Origin of the sequence: Bifidobacterium apis, from assembly GCF_036986835.1 — a bacterium.
Lineage (GTDB): Bacteria > Actinomycetota > Actinomycetes > Actinomycetales > Bifidobacteriaceae > Bombiscardovia > Bombiscardovia apis_A.
On record NZ_BTXD01000001.1, the window covers coordinates 552364 to 569046 of the forward strand.

Here is a 16683-nt window from a genome sequence, read left to right on the forward strand (position 1 = left end):
TAACGGTCAAGAAGCACTTGTAGCATGGTGCTATGGCTATGGAAAACCCACAAAGCGAACCCTCCTCCTACACTCAACTGCCCGACGCCTTCCAGAAAATCGGTCTGGCCTATGACGACGTCCTTCTGCTGCCCAACGAATCCGATGTCATCCCCTCCGAGGTAGACACCACCACCCGGCTGACTCGGAACATCACCATGAAGTCCCCGGTTCTTTCGGCCGCCATGGACACCGTCACCGAGGCCACCATGGCTGTGGCCATGGCCCGTAACGGCGGCATCGGCGTCCTCCACCGCAATCTCAGCATCGAAGATCAGGCCAATCAGGTCGACATCGTCAAGCGCTCCGAGTCCGGTATGATCTCCGACCCCCTGACCGTCACCCCGGATGCCACGCTGACCGACCTGGACAAGCTCTGCTCCACCTACAAGGTCTCCGGTCTGCCTGTGGTGGATCGTCGGCAGCGACTGGTGGGCATCATCACCAACCGTGACATGCGCTTCGTCAATCCCGCCGACTTCGACCGGCTCAAGGTCAGCGACATCATGACCAAGGACCACCTGATCACCGGTCCGTCCAACATCACCAAGGAGGATGCCCACCAGCTTCTGGCCAAGTACAAGGTGGAGAAGCTTCCCCTGGTCGATGACGAGGGCAAGCTGACCGGGCTGATCACCGTCAAGGACTTCGTCAAGACCGAGCAGTACCCCGAAGCCACCAAGGATGAGCGCGGCCGTCTGCGCGTGGCCGCCGCCGTCGGATTCTTCGGTGACGCCTGGCAGCGCATCACCGCCCTGGCCGATGCCGGGGTAGACATCTTGGTAGTGGACACCGCCCATGGCCACGCCAAGCTCATGCTGGATATGATTCGCCGGATCAAGGCTGATCACGCCTTCGACCATGTGGATGTGATCGGCGGCAATGTGGCTACCCGCGAGGGCGCCCAGGCACTGATCGATGCTGGAGTTGACGCGGTCAAGGTCGGTGTGGGCCCCGGCTCCATCTGCACCACCCGTGTGGTGGCTGGCGTGGGTGTGCCCCAGCTGACCGCGGTCTACGACGCCGCCCTGGCCTGCCGCCCTGCCGGTATCCCTCTGGTGGCCGACGGCGGAATCCATTACTCGGGAGACATCGCCAAGGCCATCGTGGCAGGGGCCGATTCGGTCATGCTGGGCGGTCTGCTGGCAGGCACTGAGGAGGCCCCTGGTGAGAAGGTCCTCCTGCATGGCAAGCAGTACAAGGTCTATCGGGGCATGGGCTCCCTGGGTGCCATGGCCCCTCGCGGCAAGAAGAGCTACTCCAAGGACCGCTACTTCCAGGCCGACGTCACCAGCTCCGATAAGGTGGTGCCCGAGGGTGTCGAGGGCGAGGTGCCCTACCGTGGTCCGCTCAACTACGTACTCTACGAGCTGGTCGGCGGCCTGCACCAGACCATGTTCTACACCGGTGCCCGCACCATCCCCGAGCTGCAGCGCAAGGGCCGGTTCATTCGGATCACCGATGCCGGTCTGCGTGAATCGCATCCCCATGACATCGTCATGACCAAGGAGGCCCCCAACTACTCAGGCTTCCACAACTAAGCCTACATAGGCGGGTGATCGGCGCAGGATCTCATCAGGACCTGCGCCGATTGCATATCTCGTGCCCGTTACGGTCCGGTGGGACGGGCTGACGAATCCTCTGCCGGTCACGTGCTGGCGGTATCTTGTAATGTTCCGTCCAAGGCGGCGGAAGGAGCGATCCGGGGCCCGACCCGGATCTGAAAGGCGTACAGATGAGCGATAAGAATGATCTGACTTTCTCTGCGGAGGAATCCCGCATGATCTGGATAGACTGCGAGATGACCGGTCTGGATATCTTCCATGACGAGCTGTGTGAGGTCTCCGTTGTTCCCACCGACTTCAACATGAAGGTTCTGGACAAGGGCATCGACCTGGTCATCAAGCCCTCCCAGGCGGCCCTGGACCATATGGGGGATTTCGTCAGGAAGATGCACACCTCCTCCGGCCTTATCGAGGAGATGAAGACCGGACTGGGCCTGGAGGAAGCCCAGCGTCAGGTGATCGAGTATGTCAAGCCCTTCCTGCCCAAGAACGGCAAGGCCCATCTGGCAGGCAACTCGGTGGGCTCCGACAAGAAGTTCCTCGACAGGTACATGCCCGATCTGATGGCTCTTCTTCATTACCGGGTCATTGACGTGAGCACCCTCAAGGAGCTGTCCCGCCGCTGGTACCCGGACGTCTACAAGAACAAGCCGGCCAAGCATGGCGGCCACAGGGCCCTGGCCGACATCATCGAGTCCATGGACGAGCTGCGCTACTACCGCTCCATGTTCTTCCTTCCGGCTCCCGGACCCGACCAGGCCCAGTCCAAGGCCGGGGCGGAACAGATCGAGCAGACCAGTCTTCTGCGCCATTACGAAGAGTCCGGCAATCCTGTCGAGGATGCCAACAAGCCCGAGAAGACCGACTACTGACAGGCGTGGCCATGTACCTCTGACGTGGCACCATGGAGGCATGCAGCAATCCGAAGCCTTGACCATATTGAATGCGGGGGCCAATGCCTTCATCACAGGTGCCCCCGGGTCAGGCAAGACCTTTGTGCTCAACGAGTTCGTCGCCCAGGCCCGCCAGGCCGGGGCGGTTGTGGCGGTGACCGCCTCGACCGGCATCGCCGCCACGCACATCAACGGCCAGACCATCCACTCCTGGAGCGGGGTGGGAATCGCCACCTGCATGACCGAATCGCTCTTGAAGCGGATCAAGACCCGCCGCCGCAGGCAGATCGAGGGCACCGACATCCTGGTCATCGACGAGGTCTCCATGATGCACGCCTGGCTCTTCGACATGGTGGACCAGGCCTGCCGTGCTGTCCGTCACAGTCCCGAACCCTTCGGAGGGATCCAGGTGGTCCTTTCCGGGGACTTCTTCCAGCTGCCGCCGGTGACTCGGTCCAACCGAGCTTCAGGAATACCGCCCAGCCCTGAATTCCAGGCTGCCCGGGAACGCTACGCCCAGGCCGGCAAGGACCCGGACGGGTTCGTCACCGAATCCCTGGTCTGGCAGGACCTGGAACCGGTCATCTGTTACCTGACCGAGCAGCACCGCCAGGACGATGGACAGCTGTTGACCGTCCTGACTGACATCAGGGAGGGCGGCGTCACCCAGGAGGACCATGATGTCCTGGCTACCCGTGTGGGCGCTGTGCCCGCTCCCGGCCAGGTGGCGGTCCACCTCTTCCCGGTCAACAAGCAGGCCGACACGCTCAACGACCAGCGCCTGGCCTCCATCGACGAACAGGCCCACCATTACCAGGCCACATCCCGGGGCGAGGCCAGACTTGTGGAGCGTCTGAAAAAGAACATGCTGGCTCCCGAGGATCTGGCCCTGAAGACCGGAGCCGCAGTCATGGCCCTGCGCAACGACCAGGATCATCAATATGTCAACGGCTCCATAGGTACAGTCAGCGGATTCACCAGCTCGGCCAAGGGGGGATGGCCGATCGTCTCCTTCCAGAATGGCAACGTGGTCACCATGAAGCCGGCCGCCTGGGAGACCATGGACGGGGACACGGTCTTGGCCGCCGTCAACCAGGTACCTCTTCGCTGTGCCTGGGGGATCACCATCCACAAATCCCAGGGGATGACCTTGGATAGGGCGGTCATGGACCTGAGACGGACCTTTGCGCCAGGGATGGGATACGTGGCCCTCTCCCGTGTGGAAAGTCTGGATGGGCTCTACCTGACGGGCATCAATGAGCACGCCTTCCTGGTCTCTCCTGATGCCGTCGTTCTGGATGCTGGCTTGAGGGCCGAATCCAAGGCGGCCTGCGCCCGTCTGAAAGATGAAGGTCCTGAGTCCTTCACCAAGCGCGCCGTCGGTCAGGAACCGGAAGACGAATTCAACCAGGACCAGCTTTTCTGAAGGGTCGGCCTTACCTGTCTTGGGCCGGTGCGGTCGCTCGGGTCGCTAGAGACACCATGACAGACGGACCATGTCTTTAAGGGTGATTCCGTTCTCGACAATGGGCTGTTGGTAGCGGTCTACAAAATAATCCCGCACAATGCGGTCCATGCGAAATCCGCATGTCTGGTAGAAGCAAAGGGCTCCAAAACTGGTGGATCCGGTGCCCACTTCCAATCTTCTCAGACCCAGCCCGACAGTTTCCATCTTGGCTCGCTCTATTAATCTGCTTCCAAGTCCCTGTCTGCGAAAAGCACGGTCTACGCTGATATTGGCGATTTCCAGGGTATCCGTGTTTCGTCTGACAAGCAGCATGACACCGGCCAGGGCTTGTTCCACTCGGATTTCATAGGCGCGGGAATTGGTGAAAACGTCATGGATTATCCGTTCCGAAGGATCTGCCTCCAGGAGAAGCGTCATGTGCTCTGCATCGAGGTCGGTGAAGGTCTGGATGGTCATACCCGGCTCTGATGACATAGGTGCCCGCCTTGTCCTTGTAAATCAGAAAACCTGTTTGATATACAACCATCATATCTTGGTCCTCTTTATAGGAGAGGGTAATACTGGAGAGATGCCGGATGTCAGGATGTTAGGTTGAGGATTTGCCGACCTTTTCCGGTATGCGCCGTTTGGTTTGGGTTCGGTTGACGGCCAGGTGGACTCGGACAAACTCCTGCGCTGCTAAGGCCGGCAGGTTCTTGCACCTCTCACAAGCAGCTATGCTGGCTCTTTATTTCTTGTCCATGATCATTCCCCGGCCTCCGGTAACCGTCCAGAGTAAGACGGCGAAGACTGTCAAGACCGCTGCAATCGCCGGCCAGATCCCCTGTCCAGGAACAGGCGGTTTGATGTCCTCGGGGTATAGACGAAGCGTCAGCCCCATGCCTACCTGCATACCTTGGCTGGCGATATTGATCACTGCCAGCCCTACGCCCAGCCCAAGCCCGTAGAAACGACCCAGTAATGCGATGCCGAGCATGACCAAGGATGCGTCGACCAGGCCGTTGCAGGCAGCCAGTCTGAGCAGCGACTGTGCGGTTGTCGGGTCGCCGTGGGAGCTAGGTATGGTAAGGAGGAGGCTGAAAAGAAACGGCAGCATCAGCACGCCTGTCCCGGCAGCCAGGGCTCGCCAACGGACGCGCGCCAGGTTCAGGCGCTCCCAGGTGGGCATAAGTGGGGCGAGCATGACCAAAGCGCATGCGCTGAACGCCGCATAGGCCAGCTCGGCCATGGGCACGATACTTGGCACGGCGCTTTTGCCTTGTGGGCATTGGGTGTGCACAGCGTCGTTGAATACCACTGCATGTGGATCAGGAAGGCAGACGTACCCGTAATAGGCTGGTCGAGCATAGATCTCTCCGCCGGTAGCGGAAGCGGAGACGGAGGCAAGCAGGAAGGGTACGGCCGCAGCCAGCGCGATGAATGCCAAGGCCGCCCATGGGTTGCGCCCAGCCAGCCATCCGACCGAGATTCCGCCCTTCATGGAACCACGTCGATGCCGGCCGCCCATCAGTGGTTCTTCCCCAGATCATTGATGACATTGGACGGCGTGACGGCGCAGCGTTCGATCTCAGAGAGGTTGCGACGCACATAGGCATGGAACTCTTCATTAGTGGCATCGTTGAGCAGATCGGCGGCAGGGCCTCGGGCGCTTCCCATCCCGGATGCCCCGCTTCCTCTGCCACCCATCGACTCGTAGGCGGTCTCGCTCATGCGCACGGGCAACTGCTCCAGCACGAAGGCGGACACGCTGGCACCGTCATCCAACGTCCCTTGTTTATAAACGTTTTCAAGTGCCGTAGCCGCGCAGTCGGCATGGACGAATTCCTTCACAATGGTCTCTGTGACGTTTTCTAGGCCGCTGTATCGTCCAGTGCGTTCGGTGACTGTGTCGGTCATTACCTGTATCTTTTTGCCGCCCAAGTGTTGCAGTTCGGTCATGCCTTGCCCGGTGAGATTCCATGCCTGGCCATGGGTTGTGGGCGTAAAGGCGTTGCCCAGCAAAAGCACAAGGCCCGAGCTGTCCTCCACACTGTCCTTGGGGAACCATGAGGCGGCCGACCGCATATATCGCATATAGCGTCTCAGGTGGGCGCCATCATCCGGGTGGGCACACACTGATAGCGGCACGCCGTCTATGCTTTTGCAGACGGGGGTGAACGGAGCGGACCGGCGCCATTCTGCCGGACCGGACATGGCGATCAGGCCCCCGGCAGCAGTCGGAACAAGCAGAAGCACCGCCAAGGGGGCGACTATCCATGACAGGCCGGGCCGCCACCGGTGCGCGGTCAGAATGCATGCCGCTGTGGACGCGGCCAGCACTACTACGACCAAGACCCAGCGTGCTGTCACCGCTGAAGGGTTAATACTGAGTCCCGGCTCGGCACCGATGCCCGTGTTCATCACGGGCATCGCCACCGCAAGCGGCGACCCCCAAGATTGGGGAAACACATCTCCCCTGGGGGTGCGTGGCATCAGCAGCATCACGCTGACCCAACACAGAGCGGCAGGCAGGAGCGTGGCCGGAGCCAGGGACCAGCGGCTACCCATGATGGTGCCGAATGAGTAACCTAGGGCGAACATAGCTGCTGGCGCTGCCATGCCCATGAGCAAGGCTCCCACGGGAACCGACCCGCCAGTGAACCGCAGTGTCTGGACGATGGCAGGAAGACATCCTGCCGCATAGGCCAGGGCACACAATGCAGCACCCTTGAGGACAGGAACGCCGTATCTTCGGACAGCCGAGCCTCCAATCCAGGGTGGCGCCACCATAGATCGAGGGGAGCATGCCTTCCAGGCGCCCCATGCCCCGAACATGCAGGCGATTACATCAGTTACCAGATGCATGAAGGTCAGATCAAGCTGTAATTGGGCATTTGTCAACGCGAACAAAGACACGTCTGATCGGCCAATTCCATAGTTGCTCACCGAGCTTACGGCCGGATACGACATCATTGCAAGAAAGAACACCAGCGAGCTCACCGGTGACAAGGGATTAAGCAACCGGGCCATCATGAAATCCATTCCTGGTCGGATGGCAGAGGCTCGGTCCCTGTCAGCAGTCGTCGATAACCGGATTCCCAAGGAGATGCCATAGAGTCCTCAGGAGCGGCCAAGGCGGCGAGATCATCCATACCCCCGTTCAGGAGCAGATGCCCGTGATCGAGCACCAGTACACGGTCGGCAATTGCGGCCAGGTCCTCGACCAAATGCGTGCTCACCAGCACTGTGTGGCTGTCGGCATAGGCATCGAGGAATTTACGCACCTCAATGCGCTGCACTGGGTCGAGGCCAACGGTCGGCTCATCCAAGACAAGCACGTCGGGACGGGCGACAATTGCACACGCGATGCCCGCACGTTGACGCATGCCACCGGACAGGCTGCGCACCGGGCGGCGGGATTCCCCAGACAATCCCACCTGCTCCATGGCCCACACTGCCGCATCGCAGGAGGCATTCCAGGACAAGCCCCGCGCCCATGCGGCATACCGCACGTTGCGCATAAGACTGGAAGCATTCATCAGCTCGAAAGATTGTGGCAAATAGCCAATCCGACTCCTGGCCCGATGTCGTCCGGAGTTGGTCAGCACATTCGCGCCGGCTATCCTGACACTGCCCGACGAAGGACGCGACAAGGTGGTCACAATATTCATCAGCGTCGTCTTGCCGGCACCATTGGGTCCCAAGAGCCCGAATACGCCATTGCCGAAGCTCAAGGACACATCTGACAGCGCCTGTTTACGGCCGTAGGAGAAGGACACGTGCGAGAGAGAAACGTCTACTTTATAAGTCACCATTGAACCAAGCTAATAAAAAGATTGAACTAATTTTACTTCAAAATTCATTTAATTGTACATTACACAACTGCTCGAGTCAAATCGGTGTGCTTGACAAAGCGCATGAACGGTATTCGGAATTGTTCTAAGAAGTTGCAGTCTCTGTATTCCGCAGCGTCTCGATTGATCTCAAGAGATGATCCGAGGCGTGGCCGCCAGAACTATGTATGATGGGCGCGATCAATAATTTCCAGATTTCAGGCTCTCCTGCAGCAAATTGTCACAGGTCATCTTCTATGGCTGCTTGTCCCTTTGCGCGCATATCTTTGGGAGGTATGAGAACCAAAGCCATGCGCATGTCAACCCTCTTTCTGCGGACCCTCAGGGAGGATCCGGCCGACGCCGATGTGGACTCGGCCAAACTCCTTCAGCGTGCCGGATACGTCCGCAAGGTGGCCCCTGGCATCTTCACCTGGCTGCCACTGGGTCTGAAAGTCCTTGACAAGGTCCAGGCCGTGGTCCGTGAGGAGATTAACGGCATTGGCGCCCAGGAGGTCCACTTCCCGGCCCTGCTGCCTCGCGAGCCCTACGAGGCCACCCACCGCTGGGAGGAGTACGGTGAGAATCTCTTCCGCCTCCAGGACAGGCACGGCGCTGATTACCTGCTGGCTCCCACCCATGAGGAGATGTTCACCCTCCTGGTCAAGGACATGTACTCCTCATACAAGGACCTGCCGGTTGTCCTCTACCAGATCCAGACCAAGTACCGCGACGAGTTCCGTCCCCGCGCCGGGCTGATCAGGGGTCGTGAGTTCATTATGAAGGACGCCTATTCCTTCACTGTGGATGAGGAGGGGCTGAAGAAGGCCTACCAGGATGAGCGCGGCGCCTATGAACGAATCTTCAAGCGCCTGGGCGTCAATTACGTAATCGTCCACGCGGTTTCCGGACCCATGGGGGGATCAGAGTCCGAGGAATTCCTGGCTCCGCTGCCCATAGGCGAGGACACATTTGCCCTGGCTCCCTCGGGGAAGGCGTGGAACGTGGAGGCGTTGACCACCCCGCCCCCCGAGTCCGTCGACTATTCCGAGACCCCGGCCATGCAGGAGCTGGATACCCCCGACTCGACCACCATCGACACTCTGGTGGAGCGGTTCAACCAGCTGCATCCCCGCCAGGACGGCCGGGACTGGACCGCTGCCGATACTTTGAAGAACCTGATTGTGGCCGTCAAGCACCCTGCCGACAATGACCATCCCGAGGGCTGGCGGGAGCTGGTGGCCGTCGGCCTGCCGGGCGACCGTCAGGTGGACATGAAGCGGCTGGAGGCCCAGTTCGCCCCGGCCGAGATCGAGGAGGCCAGTGAGGCTGACCTTGCGGCCCATCCCGAGCTGGTCAAGGGGTACATTGGTCCTCGCGTGCTGGGCCCTCAGCGTTCGGACAGTGAGTCCGCCGCTCATATCCGCTACTTCCTCGACGCCCATGTGGCGCCCGGCTCAGCCTGGGTGACCGGTGCGGATGCCCAAGGAGTGCATCTGGCCAATGCGGTCTACGGGCGTGACTTCCAAGCCGACGGAGTGGTGGAGGCCGCCGAGGTCCGTCACGGGGATATGAGCCCTGACGGATCAGGACCGCTCAGCTTCGAACGTGGCGTGGAGATAGGGCAGGTCTTCCAGCTTGGACTGAAATACTCTGACGCATTGGGTCTGAAGGTTCTGGACCGCAACGGCAAGGCGGTACCGGTCTGGATGGGTTGCTATGGCATCGGCATTTCCCGTGTGCTGGCCTGCATTGCGGAGATGCATCACGATGACAAGGGTCTGGCCTGGCCCAAGGCTGTCGCTCCTGCCGCGGTTCATGTGGTGGCCACCGGCAAGAAGCAGGAGGCCTTCGATGCCGCTGAGAAGCTGGTCGCCGATTTGGAGGACCGTGGCGTGGAGGTCCTCTACGATGACCGGCCCAAGGTATCCCCCGGGGTCAAGTTCAAGGATGCCGAGCTGATCGGGGTGCCCCTGGTCGCCATTGCCGGACGCGACACCATCGCCAACGGCACCATCGAGATTCGCAACCGCGACGGTTCGGATGTGCAAGCTGTTCCTGCTGATCAGGCCGCTCAGGTGATTCTTGATCGGATCGCAGCCCTGCAGTAGGGCATGCCACACCCATGGTTGCTTATCGCAACCAATATAGAGGGGCGGGGCCCTGGTCACGTACATCATGGCGTGACCAAGGCCCCGCCCTTTTGGTCGTATCGGTTTGGGTTCAGGGATCTATCCGGTCAGATGCGCAGCAGAATGGGCAGATGGTCCTGGCGCTCGCCGGTGTCCACGGGTTCACTGGTGCTGACCTGGTCAGCGATCCGGTTGGAGGTCAGCCAGTAGTCGATGCGCCAGCCTGAGTTGTTGATCTTGCTCTTCGGGGCACGCTGGGCGAACCAGGTGTAGATGCTGCGGCGGTCATCGTAGAATCCGGCGGCATCGCCATGGATCTTTCGGAAGGTGTCGGTGAAGCCGGCGTCCAGCAGAAGGCCGAACTTCTCGCGCTCCTGGTCGGTGAAGCCGGCGGAATGGTGGTTGGATGCCGGGTTGGCGATGTCGATCTCCTCGTGGGCCACGTTGAAGTCGCCGCAGGCCAGGACCGGCTTGCGGGCATCCAGTTCCTGCAGGTAGTGACGGTAGCAATCGTCCCAGACCCCGCGCGGCTTGAGCCTGACCAGTCCCGATCCGGAATTGGGGGTGTAGACCGTGGTGACGAAGCAGTCCGGGAACTCCAGAGTGAGCATGCGGCCCTCGTCGTCCATGGTGTCCGGAGCGCCGATGCGGGGGCGGGTCACGGTAGGCTCCGGCAGGCTCTTGCGGTAGAGCATGAGCGTGCCTGCGTAGCCTGTGCGGGCCGGGGCCTCGGAGCGGCGGTCCACCTCCTGGTAATCGGGGAAGTAGCGCATGAGCGCCTTAAGGATGCCTGCGGATTTCTTCTGGTCACCGTTGAGTTTGGTCTCCTGGATGGCTACGACATCGGGGTCCAGATCCCGGATGGTCTCCACCACCTTCAGGGAGAGGGCGCTGCGGCTGCTCTTGCCCAGCAGGGCGGCGTTGAGCGAATCGATATTCCAACTGACCAGCGTGTGAACCATGACTGCGGGTCCTTCCAAACCGTACCGATGTATCTGCTCTCACAGTTTAGCCCAGGACCAATGCTCGATGGTCCTAGGCATTAAAAGGGGACCCTCTGAATCCGGTTGTGGGTTCCATTGATGCATTTTTTGGCATTTGCGCACAAGACATCGATAAATCAGTCCTCCATCGAGACACGTTGAGCGAATGCCTTTCTCGAACGCTGTTCGCCTGGTCTCTCTCGCCGATCTTGAGACTTGTCTTCATGTCTGCACGTCAGCCTCGACCAGAGTGATTCACGCCTGGTGACTGTTCGAGGAGGCTGCGACCTTCTCCGGTTCGGAATGGAGCTGTCTGAGTCTCTCATTTTTTTTTGTGCAATCATGTGCTTTCTGACGGATGGTGACTGGTTACGACCGTCCATCTGGAGTGTTCATGAGGTAATCGGATCAGCGTCACTATAAGCGGCCGGGAACATGATAATGAGCGGCGTATAGCACAAGCCGCCACCCGTTATCGGTGATGGAGTCATAGGAATTAAACGCCAGGGCCGCCCATGAGCTATTGCCTGGATTTATGTATGCTGTGTTCTGTTCTTCCTGAGGTATCGAATCAACAATGTAACGAGTATGGCAACTGCCACTATCGCTACTACACCTGCAATCGCTCCTGCAATCATGTTGTGTTCACTCTCTCCTTGAATGATTACCAATTGTGAGTCGTCGAGGCATTATCGCCGTTGACTTTTATCTGCATCCAAGCCATCCATTTTATGTTATCAAGCTTTCCCTGTTCTTGACTTTTCATAATTATGGGTAAACCCACCTTGCTTTACCTGACGAGATAGGTCCTTCCAGCAATTGACCTATTTCATGTTCTTATGGAAGAAGGGTTGGATCGTCCACAATGTAAATCAGGCCGAGTTCGTTCGACCACAATGGTCTGCAAATCAGGTGCGGGGACGTGGGCGGAGGCAGGATTGATTCACCGTTCGACGGAGGGTTCCTGGCTGGGGCCAGTCCCTTCCCCCGCTCCGATTATCCGCGCTCCGGTCGGGGATCCTCCGTCGAATGGCCTCACCGCTGCAGGATCAGGAATCAACTGGCAGATTTACAGCGTCGGATTCATAACAACAACAGAGAGGTTCCGGTATGTCCATCAACGAAATAAAAACAACCGTCTTCGGCTTCATGGGGACCCAGCCAACGCGTTTGGGACAGCCGGGGTCCACGCCTGTCTGCTCCTTTAGATTGGGCTCTACACCGGCCTATTACGATGCTGCAGCTGGGGTGTGGAAACGGAAATCCACCACCTGGCTGACGGTCAAAGCCTTCAGGACTCTGGCGGTCAATGCCCTGGCCTGTCTGCACAAGGGTGATCCGGTAATGGTTTCCGGCTCCTTGGTAACGGAGGAGTGGACCAGTGACGGTCAGCCGCATAGCAGTCTGGTCTTGGTGGCGGATGGCATCGGTCACGACCTGGCACGTGGACAGGACACCTTCACCAGGATCCGATCTGGTGATGCGCCTATTGATGAGGGGGCCGACGGTCCGGATCCATGGATCACGCCGCCGTCATCTTCGCCGTCCGAAACTGCCTCTGCGTCATCTGCGGCCGAGGTGGCATCGGTGAAGGCTCCCAATGCCGGATGAGCAAAGGTTGTTTCGGCCAAGCAAGACGAAGGCGGGAGGCCGACTGATTCCCGTCGACCTCCCGCCTTGATCAGCGGGCTAATTGAAGCCGTCAAACAACGATTTCAATCAGAACAGGTTTACCAGATCTTGACCCGTGCGTCGGGTTCCAGCCACATGCCGTCGTCGGCGGTGACCCCGAAGGCCTGATAGAAACGATCCACGTTCCTGACGATGCCGTTGGTGCGGAATTCAGCAGGGGAGTGGGGGTCGATCCGCAGATACTGTTCGGCCAATTGATCCCTGTTCTTGGTCCTCCAGATGGAGGCATAGGACAGGAAGAACCGTTGCAGACCGGTGTAGCCGTCCATGACTGGAGCCGAGGCCAATGCCTGGTCCATAGCCGCATCATCTGTCCTGGCTGTGCCGCCCTCCTTCTTCTGTAGGGAGAGTGCATAGGCCTTGATGGCGATGTTGACGCCTCCCAGATCCCCGATGTTCTCGCCGATGGTCAGTGCTCCATTGACATGGGGTGCCTGCTCGGGCTTGTCGGCGTACTTCTCGGCGAGCTGTTGGGGGACGAACCCGTTGTACTGCTCAATGAGTGCCTTGGTCCGCTGCTCGAAGTTCTCACGGTCCTGCGGGGTCCACCAGTCCTGCAGACGCCCGTCGCCGTCGTACTTGGAGCCCTGATCGTCGAATCCATGGCCGATCTCGTGGCCGATGACCGACCCGATGCCTCCGTAGTTGACGGCATCGTCGGCTTCTGGGTTGAAGAAGGGCGGCTGGAGAATGGCTGCGGGGAAGACGATGACGTTCAGAGTGGGCTCGTAATAGGCGTTGACCGTCTGAGGGTTCATCAGCCACTCTTCCTTGTCCACGGGCTTACCGGCCTTGCCGAACTGATAGCCGGACTCGTAGAGGTTGGCCCGCCGCATGTTGTCGACCAGGCCCAGCTTTTCGTCCACAGCCAGGGCCGTATAGTCGCGCCAGTGCTCGGTGTAGCCGATCTTGGGTGAGAATTTGTCAAGCTTGGCCAGAGCCTTGACCTTGGTCTGTTCGCCCAGCCAGTCGCTTGAGGTGATGGAGACCCGGTAGGCATCGATCAAGTCCCCAACCAGGGCCTCCATGCGGGCCTTGCTGGAGGCAGGGAAGTGCCGGCGCACATATTCGCGTCCAACCTCCTCGCCGCAAATGCCGTTGACCAGGGAAACGGCTCGCTTCCAGCGGTCACGCATCTTGGTCGTGCCTGAAAGGACCTTGCCGTAGAAGTCGAACCTGGCCTGATCGAAGTCGCTGCTGAGCAGGCCTGCCCACTCGATCAGGGTGTGTACGCGGGCCCAGAGCTTGAGATCCTCAAGGTCGCCGGTTTTCCAGAGCTCGTTCAATCCCTGCAGGAAGGAGGGTTCGTGCACAATGGTCCTTGACAGGGCTGTGTTCAGATTGACCGGTTGCAGATTGGCGACAGGGCTGGCTGCATATGCCTTCTGCCAGGACTCGATCCAGGTGTGCAGATCGAAATCGGCGAGCGTTGACTCCAGGTCGGTCAGGGTGGTGGGATTGTAGGTACGATCCTCATCTCTGGTGGACACGTTGTCCCAATGGCGTGAAGCTATACGAGTCTCGACCTCAAGGAAGGACTCCGCCTGCCTGTGGGCATCCTCCTGGTCGTCGGCGTAGCCGGAGAGCCTGAGCAGGGAGGCGACCATGTCGGTGTAGGCCTGGCGTACGGGTGCGTAGCTCTTCTCACGGTAGTAGGCCTCGTCGGGAAGCCCGAGTCCGGCCTGCTCCATATGTGCCACGTTGACGCCAGCGTTTCCTGGATCGCCATAGATGGCAATGCCGAACAGATCGGGGCCACCAGTGGGATTGAGCCGGCCCAGCAGGCTGGTCAGTGCCTTCTTGTCGGGCACGGCATCAATGGCCTGCAGGTCTGGGCGGATGGGTTCCATCCCTGCAGCTTCGATGGCATCGGTGTCCAGGAAACTGCGATAGAGCAGGGCTGACTTGACAGCCGGGGACTCCGGGTCCTCAAGGATTTCATGGATCTGTGCTTCGGCATCCTCGGCAAGCTTGTCGAAGGAGCCGAACCGGGAGCGGTCTTCGGGCAGGCTGTAGGTGTCGATCCAGGGGCCGTTGACGAAGCGGAAGAGGTCGTCCTGTGGCCGAATGACCGAGGAGAAGGAGGCCGGATCAAGTCCGGAGGAGGTCTTGGATTCAGTAGATTGTGCCATGCCACAAGCCTAGCCATCTTTGGTGACATGCCGTGCCCTGGGTTGCAGGGAATCAGCGGACCGGCGAACCATCTGCCGAAGGGAAAAGCCGCGATTGCCCCCTTGGTGATTTAAACTTGGAAGACGGTAACAGGACAGCGGCTCGGCTGCCCTGAGTGAGCGAAAGAGGACGGTATGACGGATCCCATGCAGGGCGGTCAGCCCAATCAGTACGGTGGTCAGGATTCTTCGCAGAATAACGGCCAATATCAGAATAATTATGGCCAGAATAATTATGGTCAGTATGGGCAATACCCCGGCTACCAAGGGCGCCCGCCACGGATGGATCCATTCTCCATGATCGCCGAGGATCTGGGATTCAGAACCCTGCGGGCCATCCGCATCATTATGGGCGTCATGGGCGTGATTGGAGTCATCCTAGGCCTGGCCCTTCTGCTCAGGCCGGACAAGACCCTGATCGCCGTGACCGTGGTGCTGGGTATCTACTTCATCATCTCCGGCGTGGTCCGTCTGGCCACCTCCATCGTGACCAAGGGGCTTCCTGGCGGTTGGCGTGTGCTGGGCGTCCTCTTTGGCGCTCTGATCGCCGTCGGCGGTATTGTCATCGTCAGGAACACGGCCCTGTCCGCTTCTGCGCTGACCCTACTGGTCACCATCATCGTGGGCATCAGCTGGATTATGGAGGGAGTGATGAGTCTGGCCGCCTCCTGGGGACTCCCGCATTCAGGCTGGGCCATCTTCTCGGGCATCGTTTCAATCATCGCCGGAATCATCGTCATGATCTACCCGCTGAGCTCCGTTATCTTCCTGGTCATCTTCAGCGGGTGTGCCCTTCTGGTGCTGGGAGTCGTATCCATCATCAGGGCCTTCACCTTCGGCCGGAACTGAGAGCCGGACTCGTCCGACTGACCCGATAATACTGAGAGGTAGTACTTGGGCAGGATCCTGAGGGGTGGCACCCGCGGGCACCAATTATGAAAGGACGCAGAGGATGATCGAGCTCAAAACCAAGCAGGAGATCGAACAGATGAAGCCGGCGGGCAGATTTGTCGGCAGCATCCTCAAGGAGCTCAAAGCCATGAGCAAACCCGGGGTCAACCTGCTGGAGCTGGACGACTACGTCAAGGATAGGATCAACTCCCGTAAGGGAGCCACCTCCTGCTATGTGGACTACGCACCTGATTTCGGTACCGGCCCCTTCGCCCACTACATCTGCCTGTCCGTCAACGATGCCGTCCTGCATGGGGTGCCTTATGACTACAACCTCAAGGATGGTGACCTGCTCTCTCTGGATCTGGCCATCAACGTGGACGGCTGGGTGGGCGACTCGGCTATCAGCTTCGTAGTGGGTGAGCATGCCGATCCAGAGGATCTGCGGCTGATTCGGACCACTGAAGAGGCCCTGAAGGCGGGTATCGCACAGGCTCAGCCCGGCAACCGCCTGGGTGACATTTCCGCTGCAGTCGGTGAGGTTGCCCATGAAAACGGATACAGCGTCAACCTGGAGTTCGGCGGACACGGGGTAGGACGAATCATGCACGGCGATCCCCATGTACCCAACGACGGCACACCTCATCACGGTTACAAGCTGCGCCCGGGCCTGGTCATCGCCATTGAGCCTTGGTTCCTGGCGACCACCGATCAGATTTACCAGGACCCCAAGGATGGTTGGACCCTGCGCTCTGCAGACGGATCGCGCGGCGCCCACAGCGAGCACACCATCGCCATCACCGAGCAGGGGCCTGTCATCCTGACAACCAGGGACTGAGTCGAAGGCTGTCCGAAGTCGAATTAGGACTATAAGGGACCCAGGAATGTCCACAATGTGGATGCTCCTGGGTTCCTCTTTGATACTGGCCCTTCTCTCCTGGCCTTGTGCCCGCAGGCTGGTGCGGGAACGAAGACGGCACTGGCTTGGACCTGCGCGTCGTAGGTGGGGATGACAGATTCATGCTTGAAGTTACAAG

13 protein-coding genes are annotated in these 16683 nt (G+C 59.6%); 7 read left to right on the forward strand and 6 right to left on the reverse strand.

Features of this window, described 5'->3' with window-relative positions; all coding sequences use genetic code 11:
* The first annotated feature begins 32 nt into the window (after positions 1-32).
* The 3 genes from guaB to AACP62_RS02295 all read left to right on the forward strand — a co-directional run bounded on the left by guaB (position 33) and on the right by AACP62_RS02295 (position 3923).
* Positions 33-1580 (forward strand): IMP dehydrogenase, encoded by a 1548-nt coding sequence (gene guaB / locus AACP62_RS02285; protein WP_029678705.1) that lies wholly within the window; start codon positions 33-35, stop codon positions 1578-1580.
* 194 nt (positions 1581-1774) lie between these two features.
* Complete coding sequence (gene orn, locus AACP62_RS02290; protein ID WP_339346037.1) at positions 1775-2476, forward strand: oligoribonuclease; 702 nt, start codon at positions 1775-1777, stop codon at positions 2474-2476.
* 40 nt (positions 2477-2516) lie between these two features.
* Complete coding sequence (locus tag AACP62_RS02295; RefSeq protein WP_339346038.1) at positions 2517-3923, forward strand: PIF1 family DEAD/DEAH box helicase; 1407 nt, start codon at positions 2517-2519, stop codon at positions 3921-3923.
* Positions 3924-3968: 45 nt separating this feature from the next.
* On the opposite strand, the gene AACP62_RS02300 is transcribed toward AACP62_RS02295, so the two are convergent.
* The 4 genes from AACP62_RS02300 to AACP62_RS02315 form a co-directional block, all read right to left on the reverse strand.
* Positions 3969-4439: a GNAT family N-acetyltransferase gene (locus tag AACP62_RS02300; RefSeq protein ID WP_339346040.1), complete on the reverse strand. Its 471-nt coding sequence runs from the start codon at positions 4437-4439 to the stop codon at positions 3969-3971.
* 253 nt (positions 4440-4692) lie between these two features.
* Entirely contained in the window at positions 4693-5472 is a 780-nt protein-coding gene (locus AACP62_RS02305) for a hypothetical protein (RefSeq protein WP_339346042.1), read from the reverse strand.
* A complete protein-coding gene (locus AACP62_RS02310) occupies positions 5472-6986 on the reverse strand; it encodes a hypothetical protein (RefSeq protein WP_339346043.1) in 1515 nt (504 codons plus the stop codon). The genes AACP62_RS02305 and AACP62_RS02310 overlap by 1 nt, the downstream gene beginning before the upstream one ends.
* Positions 6974-7759: an ABC transporter ATP-binding protein gene (locus AACP62_RS02315; RefSeq protein ID WP_198177395.1), complete on the reverse strand. Its 786-nt coding sequence runs from the start codon at positions 7757-7759 to the stop codon at positions 6974-6976. The genes AACP62_RS02310 and AACP62_RS02315 overlap by 13 nt, the downstream gene beginning before the upstream one ends.
* 314 nt (positions 7760-8073) lie before the next feature.
* Between AACP62_RS02315 and AACP62_RS02320 the strand changes: the two genes are divergently transcribed.
* A complete protein-coding gene (locus AACP62_RS02320) occupies positions 8074-9888 on the forward strand; it encodes a proline--tRNA ligase (protein WP_339346046.1) in 1815 nt (604 codons plus the stop codon).
* 128 nt (positions 9889-10016) lie between these two features.
* Here the strand turns inward: AACP62_RS02320 and AACP62_RS02325 are convergent, their stop codons facing one another.
* Positions 10017-10871 carry an exodeoxyribonuclease III gene (locus AACP62_RS02325; protein WP_029678697.1) on the reverse strand — a complete coding sequence of 285 codons (855 nt, stop codon included), beginning with the start codon at positions 10869-10871 and terminating at the stop codon, positions 10017-10019.
* A gap of 1131 nt (positions 10872-12002) precedes the next feature.
* Here AACP62_RS02325 and AACP62_RS02330 point away from each other — a divergent pair.
* The gene (locus AACP62_RS02330) at positions 12003-12503 is read left to right on the forward strand and encodes a single-stranded DNA-binding protein (RefSeq protein WP_339346048.1); all 501 of its coding nucleotides are present in this window, start codon (positions 12003-12005) and stop codon (positions 12501-12503) included.
* Positions 12504-12622: 119 nt separating this feature from the next.
* On the opposite strand, the gene AACP62_RS02335 is transcribed toward AACP62_RS02330, so the two are convergent.
* The gene (locus AACP62_RS02335) at positions 12623-14716 is read right to left on the reverse strand and encodes a M13 family metallopeptidase (RefSeq protein WP_339346050.1); all 2094 of its coding nucleotides are present in this window, start codon (positions 14714-14716) and stop codon (positions 12623-12625) included.
* Between the two features lie 174 nt (positions 14717-14890).
* Here AACP62_RS02335 and AACP62_RS02340 point away from each other — a divergent pair, with 174 nt between their 5' ends.
* Both AACP62_RS02340 and map read left to right on the forward strand, forming a co-directional pair.
* On the forward strand, positions 14891-15604 hold the full coding sequence (locus AACP62_RS02340; protein WP_154312681.1) for a DUF308 domain-containing protein: 714 nt from the start codon (positions 14891-14893) through the stop codon (positions 15602-15604).
* Positions 15605-15707: 103 nt separating this feature from the next.
* Positions 15708-16484: a type I methionyl aminopeptidase gene (gene map / locus AACP62_RS02345; RefSeq protein ID WP_029678693.1), complete on the forward strand. Its 777-nt coding sequence runs from the start codon at positions 15708-15710 to the stop codon at positions 16482-16484.
* Positions 16485-16683: the final 199 nt, after the last annotated feature.

What these genes read in the sequence shown, in the direction of transcription:
- guaB (WP_029678705.1), top strand. Translation starts at nt 33, where the DNA reads ATGGCTATGGAAAACCCACAAAGCGAACCCTCCTCCTACACTCAACTG.
- orn (WP_339346037.1), top strand. Translation starts at nt 1,775, where the DNA reads ATGAGCGATAAGAATGATCTGACTTTCTCTGCGGAGGAATCCCGCATG.
- AACP62_RS02295 (WP_339346038.1), top strand. Translation starts at nt 2,517, where the DNA reads ATGCAGCAATCCGAAGCCTTGACCATATTGAATGCGGGGGCCAATGCC.
- AACP62_RS02300 (WP_339346040.1), bottom strand. Translation starts at nt 4,439, where the DNA reads ATGTCATCAGAGCCGGGTATGACCATCCAGACCTTCACCGACCTCGAT.
- AACP62_RS02305 (WP_339346042.1), bottom strand. Translation starts at nt 5,472, where the DNA reads ATGGGCGGCCGGCATCGACGTGGTTCCATGAAGGGCGGAATCTCGGTC.
- AACP62_RS02310 (WP_339346043.1), bottom strand. Translation starts at nt 6,986, where the DNA reads ATGGATTTCATGATGGCCCGGTTGCTTAATCCCTTGTCACCGGTGAGC.
- AACP62_RS02315 (WP_198177395.1), bottom strand. Translation starts at nt 7,759, where the DNA reads ATGGTGACTTATAAAGTAGACGTTTCTCTCTCGCACGTGTCCTTCTCC.
- AACP62_RS02320 (WP_339346046.1), top strand. Translation starts at nt 8,074, where the DNA reads ATGAGAACCAAAGCCATGCGCATGTCAACCCTCTTTCTGCGGACCCTC.
- AACP62_RS02325 (WP_029678697.1), bottom strand. Translation starts at nt 10,871, where the DNA reads ATGGTTCACACGCTGGTCAGTTGGAATATCGATTCGCTCAACGCCGCC.
- AACP62_RS02330 (WP_339346048.1), top strand. Translation starts at nt 12,003, where the DNA reads ATGTCCATCAACGAAATAAAAACAACCGTCTTCGGCTTCATGGGGACC.
- AACP62_RS02335 (WP_339346050.1), bottom strand. Translation starts at nt 14,716, where the DNA reads ATGGCACAATCTACTGAATCCAAGACCTCCTCCGGACTTGATCCGGCC.
- AACP62_RS02340 (WP_154312681.1), top strand. Translation starts at nt 14,891, where the DNA reads ATGACGGATCCCATGCAGGGCGGTCAGCCCAATCAGTACGGTGGTCAG.
- map (WP_029678693.1), top strand. Translation starts at nt 15,708, where the DNA reads ATGATCGAGCTCAAAACCAAGCAGGAGATCGAACAGATGAAGCCGGCG.